This window comes from Bradyrhizobium sp. SZCCHNRI1009 (genome assembly GCF_032487575.1).
Taxonomy (GTDB): domain Bacteria; phylum Pseudomonadota; class Alphaproteobacteria; order Rhizobiales; family Xanthobacteraceae; genus Bradyrhizobium.
On the sequence record NZ_JAUEUL010000001.1, the window covers coordinates 236,335 to 249,901 of the forward strand.

The following is a 13,567-nucleotide window of genomic DNA, read 5'->3' on the forward strand; positions in this document are numbered from 1 at the left end:
CGATGAATGCATATGTGAAGCCCGCTGCCTCAACCGCATTGTCCCGGCGTTCGCTCCTGAAAGCCGGCGCAGGCCTGGTGCTCGCCACCTATGTCGCCCGCAACGGTGTGGCTTACGCGCAGGATGGCGCCGCGGCCAAGTCCGTCAACATCGCGCCGAACACGTTTCTGGTGATCGGCCAGGACGACACCGTCACCGTTCTCTGCAAGCACATCGAGTTCGGACAGGGCCCGTTCACCGGCATGGCCACCCTGGTGGCCGAGGAGCTCGATGCCGATTGGTCGCAGATGCGCGCCGATCACGCGCCCTCGAATCCGGTGCTCTACAAGAATCTCTTGTTCGGGGTGCAGGGCACTGGTGGCTCGAGTGCGATCGCCAATTCCTACGAGCAGATGCGCAAGGTCGGCGCCGCCGCGCGCGCGATGCTGGTGGCTGCGGCCGCCGACGAATGGAAGGTGCCGGCTGAGGAGATCACGGTCGAGAAGGGCATCATCAAGCACGCTTCGGGCAAGCAGAGCGGTTTCGGCGCGCTGGCCGCCAAGGCGATGCAGCAGCCGGTGCCGGCGAATCCGCAGCTCAAGGATCCCTCCGCCTTCAAGCTGATCGGCAAGGAAGGCGCCGTGACCCGGCTCGACAGCGTGGCGAAGTCGAACGGCTCGGCCGAGTATACGCTCGACATCAAGGATCCGGGGACCTTGACCGTGCTGGTGGCGCGCTCGCCGCGCTTCGGCGGCAAGGTGGCCTCGTTCGAGGCATCCGCAGCGAAGGCCGTGCCTGGCGTCGTCGACGTCAAGGAGGTGCCAAATGGTGTCGCCGTCTATGCCGAGGGCTTCTGGCCGGCCAAGACCGCGCGCGACCTGCTCGAGATCTCCTGGGACGACAGCAAGGCGGAGACGCGCGGGACGGCGCAACTGCTGGAGGAGTTTCGCGCGCGCGCAAAGAAGCAGGGCGCGCTGGTGAAGCAGGAGGGCGACGTTGACGCCGAGATCGCCAGGGGCGGCAGGCTGATCGAGACCGAGTTCGTCTTCCCGTATCTGGCCCATGCGCCGATGGAGCCGATCAACGCCTTCATCCACTGGAAAGGCGACACCGCCTCGGCGCGCTATGGCAGCCAGTTTCCGACGCCTGATCACGCCGTGATCGCGCAGGTGCTTGGGCTCGACATCGCCAAGGTCGATCTCAAGACGATTCTTGCTGGTGGCAGCTTCGGCCGGCGGGCGCAGCAGTCGACCCACGTCGCCACAGAGCTGGCGCAGGTCGCCAAGGCGATCGGGCCGGGACGTCCGGTCAAGCTGGTGTGGACCCGCGAGGATGATATGCGCGGCGGCTACTACCGACCGTTCAGCCTGCACCGGATGCGTGGTGTGGTCCGCGACGGCAAGATCGTGGCGTGGTCGGATACGATCGTCGGGCAGTCGATCATGAAGGGCTCGCCGTTTGAGGCGATGACCATGAAGAACGGCCTCGATTCGACGGCCTATGAGGGCTCCAACGAGATCCCTTACCAGGTGCCGAATTTCCGCTGCGACCTGCATCAGGTCGATGTCGGCGTGCCCGTGCTGTGGTGGCGCTCGGTCGGCCACACCCATACCGGCTACGCCGTCGAGGCGTTTGTCGATCAGTTGCTCGAAGCCGCCGGCCAGGATCCTGTGGAGGGACGACTGGCGATGATGGCCGACAAGCCGCGTCACGCCGGTGTGCTCAAGGCGGTCGCCGAGCTCGCGGACTGGAAGGGAGCCAAGCTCGAAGCGGGCCGCGCCCGCGGCGTGGCCGTGGTCGAGAGCTTCAACACCTACGTCGCCCAGGTGGTCGAGCTGTCGATGGGCGCCGACGGACCGGTCGTGCATAAGGTCTGGTGCGCTGTCGACTGTGGCGTCGCAGTCAATCCCGACATCATCCGCGCCCAGATGGAGGGCGGCATCGGCTTTGCGCTAGGCCACATCCTCTATGCGCAGCAGCCGCTCGACGAGGGACGACCGGTGTCGGGCAATTTCGACACCTACCGCTCGCTGCGCATCCACGAGATGCCGCAGATCGAGGTTGCGATCGTGCCGTCGGCCGAGAAACCCTCGGGAGTCGGCGAGCCCGGCGTGCCACCGCTGGGACCTGCCGTCGCCAACGCCATGGCCAGGCTAGGTCTGCCGCGGCCCACCCAACTGCCGATCCGGCCGGGAGACACCGCATGAGCCTGTTCAGAACGGCGACGATGGCGCTGCTCGCTGGCAGCCTGGCTGCGGTTGCGATCGTAGCCCTGCCGGCACTGCGGCGCGCCGATGCGGCGCCCGAGGCGACGCGCGTCGCCGGCGGGCTCAAGCCGGTGGCGGACTTCGCCAGGATCAAGAGCAAGGACGAGCGCGCCGTGGCGCTGTTCGAAGAGGCCGGAAAGGTGCTGCAGTCGCCGCGATGCATGAACTGCCATCCGGCCGGCGACCGGCCGACCCAGACCGACAGGATGATTCCGCATCAGCCGCTGGTGGTCCGCGGCGAGGCCGGCATGGGTGCGCCCGGCGGGCTCGCCTGCACGACCTGCCACCACGAGGCCAATTTCGACGCGGCGCGCGTGCCGGGTAATCCCAAATGGCAGCTGGCTCCGATCGAGATGGCTTGGCAGGGCAAGTCGCTCGGCCAGATCTGCGCACAGATCAAGGATCCAAATCGCAACGGCGGCAAGACCATGGCGCAGCTGATTCACCATATGGCTGAGGATGAGCTGGTCGGCTGGGGCTGGAATCCGGGAGCAGGGCGGACCCCGGCCCCGGGAACCCAGAAGCAGTTCGGCGAGCTGATCAAGGCCTGGGCCGACGCCGGAGCGGCCTGTCCGAAGGGCTGAGGCGGGATTGCGCCCTGCGCGCGCAATGCCCGGTGGCCCTGATGAGCGCAGCGACATCCGGGTTCTCCGGCAGGGCACGTGAGACCCCGCACGTCGCTATCGCCGAACGCGCGTCCCGCGCGCCGGCTGTCGCTCATCCGGGCGACGGGGCTCCTACCCGGCGCCACGGCATGGCCCAACTGGTGCGATTTTTGCTCTTGGGGTCTTGGCAAGTCGCGATCGAGCGGTTAAAGAACCGGCTTCCAGGCGGGCCGGCTGTTGCTGGCGCGCCTGTGCGCGCATTCCGAAAGTTGAGAGGAGCCAGCATTCCTTTTGAGGATATCCGTTTGGATTTCTCGGAAGGAAGAAGGATCTTTCTGCTCTCGAAAATGCCGCAGGGGAGGTCGGTCCGCCGATCACCCCGATCCTGTCCGAGACTGCAGGCGCCGGCGTGGAATCCAATTTCCTCAATGGCTTAATCATCCAGCCTGCATAGACGGGTGAAGACCGGATTTCGGCATGTCCACTGCCTTCGTCGTGGTGGCATGCAGGTTTGGTTCGAACCTCGACACTCCGCGAGCCTCCTAGGGATCCCTGGGGCTTTCGGAAGGGCAGGCTATTCATCGCCGTTTTGCCTTGCGTGTCCTCGGGTTCTTCCGTCCGGAGGTCAGGTTTGGTGGGACGGCGGGTGCAACCCGGCGGTCCCGCTTTCGGGCGAAGGCCGCCAACCGGAGAGAGCTTGCTGTGGAACGAGCGGCAAAAAAAGAGGCGGTCGAGCAGCTGCACGAGGTCTTCAAGACCACGGGCGTTGCCGTCGTCGCTCACTATTCCGGCCTCACCGTGGCCCAGATGCAGAAGCTGCGCATGCAGATGAAGCAGGCTGGCGCGTCGGTGAAGGTCTCGAAGAACCGTCTCGCCAAAATTGCTCTTGAAGGCACGGACGTCGTCGGCATCGGTTCCCTGTTGAAGGGGCCGACCGTGATCGCAACTTCGAACGATCCTGTCGCGGCGCCCAAGGTTGCCATCGAATTCGCCAAGGCGAACGAAAAGTTCGTCATCCTCGGCGGCTCGATGGGCTCAACCGTCCTGAATGTCGACAGCGTCAAGGCTCTGGCCTCGCTGCCGTCGCTGGACGAACTGCGCGGCAAGCTCGTCGGCCTGATCCAGGCTCCGGCGACCAAGCTCGCCCAGCTCGCCAATGCACCCGCGGCCAAGGTCGCGCGCGTCATTCAGGCTCATGCCTCAAAGGGAGAAGCGGCCTGACGCCCTTCGCAAACACTCACAACCTGGTTTCGAACCGAACCAAATCAAGGAACTACTTCAATGGCTGACCTGCAGAAGATCGTCGACGACCTCTCGGCCCTCACCGTTCTCGAGGCCGCTGAGCTCGCCAAGCTCCTGGAAGAGAAGTGGGGCGTGTCCGCCGCGGCCGCCGTGGCCGTCGCTGCTCCGGGTGCCGGTGGCGCCGCTGCCGCTCCGGCGGAAGAGAAGACCGAGTTCACCGTTGTCCTGGCTTCGGCTGGCGACAAGAAGATCGAGGTCATCAAGGAAGTCCGCGCCATCACCGGCCTGGGCCTGAAGGAAGCCAAGGACCTCGTCGAGGGCGCTCCGAAGCCGGTCAAGGAAGGCGTCAACAAGGACGAGGCCGAGAAGATCAAGGCTCAGCTCGAGAAGGCTGGCGCCAAGATCGAGCTCAAGTAGTCGCTTCGATTACGCGAACGAAGTCCCCGGGCTGCCATGGGCAGGTCCGGGGCTTTCGAGAGATTATGATGGCCGGGTGGTAACATCGCCCGGTCATCATGTGGACAAGGAGTTTTGCAGGGGTATTGGGCGCGGCTCGGAATCACTGCAAAAGGCGTGCAACGGAACCGTCTGTTGTGGGCTGAACACGGAAAAGTGTGGAGATTTGGGGGCTTCGCTCTCGAATCTCGATTATTGTCAACCCATATTGGGTCGGCAGCACGAAAAGCCGGTTGATCGGTGGAGTGGCGTCTCCGTCCGTAAGCCGCTGGGAGATAGGCAATTTCGGGCTTTTGCAGTCCGTGACGAGATGGTTGTGACGAGCGGGTGCGTCCTCGCGCCTCGCGCGTCGTTTTGCGTTTTGCTGGTCTGAAGAACAGATCTGGGACGTTTCCGTTCCGGCTTTGAGCCTCAGATCCTCGAAATGGATCGAAATTCAACCCGAAGGGGCGGTGGCAGCCGCTGTTTCGGAAGGTTCGCCCCTCCGGGCGACGAAATGAGAGGCCACGATGGCGCAGCAGACATTCACCGGTCGCAAACGCGTTCGCAAGTTCTTTGGACACATCAAGGAAGTCGCGGAGATGCCGAACCTCATCGAGGTTCAGAAGGCGTCCTACGACCAGTTCCTGATGGTGGACGAGCCCACGGGCGGGCGGCCGGATGAGGGCCTGCAGGCGGTGTTCCGCTCGGTGTTCCCGATCTCCGACTTCTCCGGCACCTCGATGCTGGAGTTCGTCCGCTACGAATTCGAGCCGCCGAAATATGACGTCGACGAGTGCCGTCAGCGTGGCATGACCTTCGCTGCGCCGCTCAAGGTGACCTTGCGCCTCATCGTGTTCGATATCGACGAGGAGACCGGCGCGAAGTCGGTCAAGGACATCAAGGAGCAGGACGTGTACATGGGCGACATCCCGCTCATGACCATGAACGGCACCTTCATCGTGAACGGCACCGAGCGCGTCATCGTCTCGCAGATGCACCGTTCGCCGGGCGTGTTCTTCGACCACGACAAGGGCAAGACCCATTCGTCGGGCAAGCTGCTGTTCGCCGCCCGGGTCATCCCGTATCGCGGCTCCTGGCTCGACATCGAGTTCGACGCCAAGGACATCGTGTTCGCGCGCATCGACCGTCGCCGCAAGCTGCCGGTGACGTCGCTGATGTTCGCGCTCGGCCTCGACGGCGAGACCATCCTGTCGACCTTCTACAAGAAGCTGATCTACAAGCGCATCAAGGAAGGCTGGCGCGTTCCGTTCGACGCCAACCGCTTCCGCGGCTATTCGACCGTCAACGACCTGATCGACGCCGACACCGGCAAGGTCGTGCTCGAGGCCGGCAAGAAGCTCACCGTCCGTGCCGCCCGCCAGCTCCAGGAGAAGGGGCTGAAGGCGCTGCGCATGTCGGACGAGGAGCTGCTCGGCAACTACATCGCCGAGGATCTCGTCAACCCGAAGACCGGCGAGATCTACGCCGAGGCCGGCGAGGAGATCACCGACAAGCTGTTCAAGGTGCTGAACGAGCAGGGCTACAAGGACCTGCCGCTGCTCGACATCGACCACGTCAATGTCGGCCCCTACATCCGCAATACGCTGTCGGCCGACAAGAACATGACGCGTGAGGACGCGCTGTTCGACATCTATCGCGTGATGCGTCCGGGTGAGCCGCCGACGCTGGATTCCGCGCAGGCGATGTTCCAGTCGCTGTTCTTCGATGCCGAGCGCTACGACCTCTCCGCGGTCGGCCGCGTCAAGATGAACATGCGCCTCGAGCTCGATGCGCCGGACACCCAGCGCACGCTGCGCAAGGAAGATATCCTGGCGGTCATCAAGACCCTGGTCGACCTGCGCGACGGCAAGGGCGAGATCGACGACATCGACCATCTCGGCAACCGCCGCGTCCGCTCGGTCGGCGAGCTGATGGAAAACCAGTACCGCATCGGTCTCTTGCGCATGGAGCGCGCCATCAAGGAGCGCATGTCGAGCGTCGACATCGACACCGTGATGCCGCAGGACCTGATCAACGCCAAGCCTGCCGCGGCCGCGGTGCGCGAGTTCTTCGGCTCGTCGCAGCTGTCGCAGTTCATGGACCAGACCAACCCGCTGTCGGAGATCACCCACAAGCGCCGCCTGTCGGCGCTTGGACCGGGCGGTCTGACCCGCGAGCGCGCCGGCTTCGAGGTGCGCGACGTGCATCCGACGCATTACGGCCGCATCTGCCCGATCGAGACGCCGGAAGGTCCGAACATCGGCCTGATCAACTCGCTGGCGACGTTCGCCCGCGTCAACAAGTATGGCTTCGTCGAGACGCCGTACCGCAAGGTCAAGGACGGCCGGGTCACCGACGAGGTGGTGTATCTGTCCGCGATGGAGGAGGGGCGCTATCGCGTCGCGCAGGCCAACGTGCCGCTCGATGCCAAGGGCCGCTTCACCGAGGACCTCGTGGTCTGCCGTCATGCCGGCGAAGTCGTGCCGATGACGCCCGACAAGGTCGACTACATGGACGTGTCGCCGAAGCAGCTCGTTTCGGTGGCCGCGGCGCTGATCCCGTTCCTCGAGAACGACGACGCCAACCGCGCGCTGATGGGCTCGAACATGCAGCGCCAGGCGGTGCCGCTGGTTCGCGCCGAGGCGCCGTTCGTCGGCACCGGCATGGAAGGCGTGGTCGCCCGTGACTCGGGCGCCGCCATCGCGGCGCGCCGCTCGGGCGTGATCGACCAGATCGACGCCACCCGCGTCGTCATCCGCGCCACCGAGGATCTCGATCCGACCAAGTCGGGCGTCGATATCTATCGGCTGATGAAGTATCAGCGCTCGAACCAGTCGACCTGCATCAACCAGCGCCCGCTGGTGAAGGTGGGCGACATCGTCAAGAAGGGCGACATCATCGCCGACGGTCCGTCGACCGATCTCGGCGAGCTCGCGCTCGGCCGCAACGTGCTGGTCGCGTTCATGCCGTGGAACGGCTACAACTTCGAGGACTCCATCCTGCTCTCCGAGCGGATCGTGAAGGAGGACGTCTTCACCTCGATCCACATCGAGGAATTCGAGGTGATGGCCCGCGACACCAAGCTGGGTCCGGAGGAAATCACGCGCGACATTCCGAACGTGTCGGAAGAGGCGCTGAAGAACCTCGACGAAGCCGGCATCGTCTATATCGGCGCGGAAGTGCGCGCCGGCGACATCCTGGTCGGCAAGATCACGCCGAAGGGCGAGAGCCCGATGACGCCGGAAGAGAAGCTCTTGCGCGCCATCTTCGGCGAAAAGGCCTCGGACGTCCGCGACACGTCGCTGCGGGTGCCGCCGGGCGTGCAGGGCACGATCGTCGAAGTCCGCGTCTTCAACCGCCACGGCGTCGACAAGGACGAGCGTGCGCTGGCGATCGAGCGGGAAGAGATCGAGCGTCTGGCCAAGGACCGCGACGACGAGCAGGCGATCCTGGACCGCAACGTCTACAGCCGTCTCGCCGACATGCTGGATGGCCGCCAGGGCATCTCCGGTCCGAAGGGCTTCAAGAAGGACACCAAGATCACCCGCGCGGTGCTCGACGAGTATCCGAAGTCGCAGTGGTGGCTGTTCGCATCGCCGAACGACAAGCTGATGGCCGAGATCGAGGCCATGCGGAAGCAGTACGACGAGTCGAAGAAGGGGCTGGAACAGCGCTTCCTCGACAAGGTCGAGAAGCTGCAGCGTGGCGACGAGCTGCCGCCCGGCGTGATGAAGATGGTCAAGGTCTTCGTCGCCGTGAAGCGCAAGATCCAGCCGGGCGACAAGATGGCCGGCCGTCACGGCAACAAGGGCGTCGTGTCCAAGATCGTGCCGATCGAGGACATGCCGTTCCTCGAGGACGGCACCCATGCGGACATCGTGCTGAACCCGCTGGGCGTGCCCTCGCGCATGAACGTCGGGCAGATCCTCGAGACCCATCTGGGCTGGGCTTGCGCCGGCCTCGGCAAGCGTATCGCCCAGACGGTCGATGCCTACCTGTCGAAGCAGGACGTCAAGCCGCTGAAGGAGACCTTGAAGCGGATCTACGGCGACGACGAGACCATCAAGTCGCTCAACGACAACGAGTTGATCGAGCTTGGTCACAATCTGAGCCGCGGCGTGCCGATCGCCACGCCGGTGTTCGACGGCGCCAAGGAGGCCGACATCGAGGAGATGTTGAAGCTCGCCGGCCTCGACGCATCCGGTCAGTCGACGGTCTATGACGGCCGCACCGGCGATGCATTCGATCGCAAGGTGACGGTCGGCTACATCTACATGCTGAAGCTGCACCATCTGGTCGACGACAAGATCCATGCGCGTTCGATCGGCCCGTACTCGCTGGTCACCCAGCAGCCGCTGGGCGGCAAGGCCCAGTTCGGCGGCCAGCGTTTCGGCGAAATGGAGGTGTGGGCGCTCGAAGCCTACGGCGCGGCCTACACGCTGCAGGAGATGCTGACGGTGAAGTCGGACGACGTCGCCGGCCGCACCAAGGTCTACGAGGCGATCGTGCGCGGCGACGACACGTTCGAGGCCGGTATTCCGGAATCGTTCAACGTGCTGGTCAAGGAAATGCGCTCGCTCGGCCTCAACGTCGACCTGCACAACTCCAAGCTCGGACCGGCGCCGACGTCGGAAGCCGCCGAGTAGGTCAAGAGATCAGGCCCGGCCGTCTCGGATGGCCGGGTGCCGGCGCCTTCCCCCGCGGGTCAGGACAAGGCGCCCGTTGAGAGATTTTCGAATTTGCGGCCGACCCCCGATCGGCCCGCGAGGAGAATACGATGAACCAAGAAATTATGAATCTCTTCAATCCGACGACGCCGGCTCAGGTCTTCGACCAGATCCGGATCTCGATTGCGTCTCCGGAGAAGATTCTGTCCTGGTCCTACGGCGAGATCAAGAAGCCGGAAACGATCAACTACCGTACCTTCAAGCCCGAGCGCGACGGCCTGTTCTGCGCCCGCATCTTCGGGCCGATCAAGGACTACGAGTGCTTGTGCGGCAAGTACAAGCGGATGAAGTACAAGGGCATCATCTGCGAGAAGTGCTCGGTCGAGGTGACCTTGTCGCGTGTCCGGCGCGAGCGCATGGGCCATATCGAGCTCGCCGCTCCGGTCGCGCACATCTGGTTCCTGAAGTCGCTGCCGTCGCGCATCGGCCTGCTGCTCGACATGACGCTGAAGGATCTCGAGCGGATCCTGTACTTCGAATACTACGTCGTCCTCGAGCCGGGTCTGACCGCGCTCAAGGACCGTCAGCTGCTGTCGGAGGACGAGTACCTCAAGGCGCAGGACGAATACGGCCAGGACAGCTTCACCGCCATGATCGGCGCCGAGGCCATCCGTGAGCTGCTGCGCGGCCTCGAGCTCGAGAAGCTCGAGCAGACGCTGCGTGCCGAGATGCAGGAGACCGACTCCGACATCAAGCACAAGAAGCTCGCCAAGCGCCTGAAGATCGTCGAGGCGTTCCGCCACTCCGGCAACAAGCCGGAATGGATGATCATGACCGTTGTTCCGGTGATCCCGCCGGATCTGCGGCCGCTGGTGCCGCTCGACGGCGGCCGCTTCGCGACCTCGGACCTCAACGACCTCTACCGCCGCGTCATCAACCGCAACAACCGCCTGAAGCGGCTGATGGAGCTGCGCGCGCCGGACATCATCATCCGCAACGAGAAGCGCATGCTTCAGGAGGCGGTGGATGCGCTGTTCGACAACGGCCGCCGCGGCCGCGTCATCACCGGCGCCAACAAGCGTCCGCTGAAGTCGCTCGCCGACATGCTGAAGGGCAAGCAGGGCCGCTTCCGTCAGAACCTGCTCGGCAAGCGCGTCGACTATTCCGGCCGCTCGGTCATCGTGGTCGGTCCCGAGCTGCGCCTGCATCAGTGCGGCCTGCCGAAGAAGATGGCGCTCGAGCTGTTCAAGCCGTTCATCTACTCGCGGCTCGACGCCAAGGGCCTCTCGACGACCGTCAAGCAGGCCAAGAAGCTGGTCGAGAAGGAGCGCCCCGAGGTCTGGGACATCCTGGACGAGGTCATCCGCGAGCATCCGGTGCTGCTGAACCGCGCCCCGACCCTGCATCGTCTCGGCATCCAGGCGTTCGAGCCGGTGCTGATCGAGGGCAAGGCGATCCAGCTGCATCCGCTGGTCTGCTCGGCGTTCAACGCCGACTTCGACGGCGACCAGATGGCCGTGCATGTTCCGCTGTCGCTCGAAGCGCAGCTGGAAGCGCGCGTCCTGATGATGTCGACCAACAACATCCTGCATCCGGCCAATGGTCAGCCGATCATCGTGCCGTCGCAGGACATCGTGCTCGGTCTCTACTACGTCTCGATCATGCGCGAAGGCATGCCCGGCCAGGGCATGGCGTTCGGCAACATGGCCGAGCTCGAGCATGCGCTGCACGCCAAGGCCATCCATCTCCACAGCAAGATCAAGTACCGCTGGGAGGGAATGAACGAGGAAGGCAAGATCGCCAAGCGCTGGATCGAGACCACCGCGGGCCGCGTGATGCTCGGCAATCTCCTGCCGAAGCATCCGCGCGTGACGTTCGAGGTCATCAACAAGCTGATGACCAAGCGCGAGATCTCGGGCGTGATCGATCAGGTCTATCGTCACTGCGGCCAGAAGGAGACGGTGATCTTCTGCGACCGCATCATGGCGCTCGGTTTCTACAACGCCTTCAAGGCAGGCATCTCGTTCGGCAAGGACGACATGGTCGTGCCGGCGGGCAAGTGGAAGATCGTCGACACCACCCGTACGCTGGCGAAGGATTTCGAGCAGCAGTACAATGACGGTCTGATCACCCATGGCGAGAAGTACAACAAGGTCGTCGACGCCTGGTCGAAGGCCTCGGAAGAGATCGCCAAGGAGATGATGAAGGAGATCTCCGTCACCAAGAAGACGGCGACGGGGGCGGATGCCGACATCAACTCGATCTACATGATGTCGCATTCCGGTGCCCGCGGTTCGCCGGCCCAGATGCGTCAGCTCGCCGGCATGCGCGGCCTGATGGCCAAGCCGTCGGGTGAGATCATCGAGACGCCGATCATCTCGAACTTCAAGGAAGGTCTCTCGGTTCTCGAGTACTTCAACTCGACCCACGGCGCCCGCAAGGGCCTCGCGGACACCGCGTTGAAGACCGCGAACTCGGGCTACCTGACCCGCCGTCTGGTCGACGTGGCGCAGGACTGCATCATCACGCAGGACGATTGCGGCACCCATCTCGGCATCAAGATGCGCGCCATCGTCGATGCCGGCACGGTCGTGGCCTCGCTCGGCTCGCGCATCCTGGGCCGCGTGCCCTGCGACGACGTGCGCGATCCCGCGACCAACGCGGTGCTGGTCAAGGCCGGCACCTTGATGGAGGAAAGCCACATCGACGCCATCCAGCAGGCTGGCGTGCAGGAGGTGAAGATCCGCTCGGCGCTGACCTGCGAGCTGGTCAACGGCATCTGCAAGATGTGCTACGGCCGCGATCTGGCGCGCGGTACGCCGGTCAACCACGGTGAGGCCGTCGGCGTCATCGCCGCGCAGTCAATCGGTGAGCCCGGCACCCAGCTGACGATGCGCACTTTCCACATCGGTGGTGCGGCGCAGCTGAACGAGCAGTCCTTCGTGGAATCGAACTTCGAAGGCAAGGTGGTCATCAAGAACAAGGCGATCGCCCGCAACAGCGAGGGTCACCTGATCGCGATGGTCCGCAACATGGTCGTGACGATCGTCGACCCCGACGGCACCGAGCGTGCGACGCACCGCATCCAGTACGGCGCGCGCATGCATGTCGACGACGGCGACATGATCAAGCGCGGCCAGCGCATCGCCGAGTGGGATCCTTATACCCGTCCGATCCTCACGGAAGCCGAGGGTACGATCGGGTTCGAGGATCTGACCGAGGGTCTGTCGATCTCGGAAACGCTCGACGAATCCACCGGTATCGCCAAGCGCGTGGTCATCGACTGGCGTGGAACGCGCGGTGGCGCGGATCTGCGTCCGGCAATCGTGATCAAGGGCAAGGACGGCAAGGTGCTCAAGCTCGCCCGCGGCGGCGATGCCCGCTACATGCTGTCGGTCGACGCGATTCTGTCGGTCGACGTCGGTTCGACGGTGAAGCCGGGCGACATCCTGGCGCGTATCTCGACGGAAAGCGCCAAGACGCGCGACATCACCGGCGGTCTGCCGCGGGTGGCGGAGCTGTTCGAAGCGCGCAAGCCGAAGGATGCCGCGATCATCGCCGAGATCGCCGGCACCATCCGGTTCGGTCGCGACTACAAGAACAAGCGTCGCATCTCGATCGAGCCGGTCGACAAGACCGAGGAGCCGCGCGAGTACCTGATCCCGAAGGGCAAGCACATCCATCTGCAGGATGGCGACATCGTCGAGAAGGGCGACTTCATCGTCGAAGGCAACCCGGCGCCGCACGACATCCTGGCGATCAAGGGCATCGAGGAACTCGCGGCCTATCTGGTCAACGAGATCCAGGAGGTCTACCGGCTGCAGGGCGTGCTCATCAACGACAAGCACATCGAGGTGATTGTCCGTCAGATGCTGCAGAAGGTGGAGATCACCGACCAGGGCGATACCGACATGATCTCGGGCGAACAGGTCGACAAGATCGAGTTCGACCTGCTCAACGCGAAGGCCGTGGAGGAGGCGAAGAAGCCGGCCACGGGCACTCCGGTTCTGCTCGGCATCACCAAGGCGAGCCTGCAGACCCGGTCGTTCTTCTCGGCGGCCTCGTTCCAGGAGACCACCCGCGTCCTCACCGAGGCGGCGGTCAACGGCAAGATCGATCCGCTCGAGGGTCTCAAGGAGAACGTCATCGTCGGCCGTCTGATCCCGGCCGGCACCGGCGCCTCGATGGCCCGCATCCGCGAGGTCGCCTTGAAGCGCGACAAGCTGATTCTCGACGAGCGCGAGAAGCAGGCGGCGATCGTGCCGGCGCAGCCCGAGCCTCAGCCGCTCGCGCTGCCGCCGGCAGAGTAACGGACGGTTGCGGCATGACCCTGACGGTGTCGGGGTCTGCCGTGCGTTCATCACGCGTA

The 13,567-nt window shown here is 64.4% G+C and carries 6 protein-coding genes; all 6 read left to right on the plus strand.

Features of this window, described 5'->3' with window-relative positions; translation table 11 throughout:
• Positions 1 to 2: 2 nt before the first annotated feature.
• The 6 genes from QX010_RS01085 to rpoC all read left to right on the plus strand — a co-directional run bounded on the left by QX010_RS01085 (position 3) and on the right by rpoC (position 13,508).
• Entirely contained in the window at positions 3 to 2,186 is a 2,184-nt protein-coding gene (locus QX010_RS01085; RefSeq protein ID WP_316177100.1) for a xanthine dehydrogenase family protein molybdopterin-binding subunit, read from the plus strand.
• Positions 2,183 to 2,830: an Isoquinoline 1-oxidoreductase subunit gene (locus tag QX010_RS01090; RefSeq protein ID WP_315800978.1), complete on the plus strand. Its 648-nt coding sequence runs from the start codon at positions 2,183 to 2,185 to the stop codon at positions 2,828 to 2,830. The genes QX010_RS01085 and QX010_RS01090 overlap by 4 nt, the downstream gene beginning before the upstream one ends.
• A 723-nt stretch (positions 2,831 to 3,553) precedes the next feature.
• Positions 3,554 to 4,072, plus strand: a complete 519-nt coding sequence (gene rplJ, locus QX010_RS01095; protein ID WP_315801370.1) for a 50S ribosomal protein L10 — start codon at positions 3,554 to 3,556, stop codon at positions 4,070 to 4,072.
• A 60-nt stretch (positions 4,073 to 4,132) separates the two neighbouring features.
• Complete coding sequence (gene rplL, locus QX010_RS01100; protein ID WP_172108050.1) at positions 4,133 to 4,510, plus strand: 50S ribosomal protein L7/L12; 378 nt, start codon at positions 4,133 to 4,135, stop codon at positions 4,508 to 4,510.
• Positions 4,511 to 5,058: 548 nt separating this feature from the next.
• Positions 5,059 to 9,177, plus strand: coding sequence for a DNA-directed RNA polymerase subunit beta (gene rpoB, locus QX010_RS01105; RefSeq protein WP_315800977.1), 4,119 nt, complete (start codon positions 5,059 to 5,061; stop codon positions 9,175 to 9,177).
• A gap of 131 nt (positions 9,178 to 9,308) precedes the next feature.
• Positions 9,309 to 13,508, plus strand: a complete 4,200-nt coding sequence (gene rpoC / locus QX010_RS01110) for a DNA-directed RNA polymerase subunit beta' (protein ID WP_315800976.1) — start codon at positions 9,309 to 9,311, stop codon at positions 13,506 to 13,508.
• Positions 13,509 to 13,567 lie beyond the last annotated feature (59 nt).

What these genes read in the sequence shown, in the direction of transcription:
- QX010_RS01090 (WP_315800978.1), top strand. Translation starts at nt 2,183, where the DNA reads ATGAGCCTGTTCAGAACGGCGACGATGGCGCTGCTCGCTGGCAGCCTG.
- QX010_RS01085 (WP_316177100.1), top strand. Translation starts at nt 3, where the DNA reads ATGAATGCATATGTGAAGCCCGCTGCCTCAACCGCATTGTCCCGGCGT.
- rpoB (WP_315800977.1), top strand. Translation starts at nt 5,059, where the DNA reads ATGGCGCAGCAGACATTCACCGGTCGCAAACGCGTTCGCAAGTTCTTT.
- rplL (WP_172108050.1), top strand. Translation starts at nt 4,133, where the DNA reads ATGGCTGACCTGCAGAAGATCGTCGACGACCTCTCGGCCCTCACCGTT.
- rpoC (WP_315800976.1), top strand. Translation starts at nt 9,309, where the DNA reads ATGAACCAAGAAATTATGAATCTCTTCAATCCGACGACGCCGGCTCAG.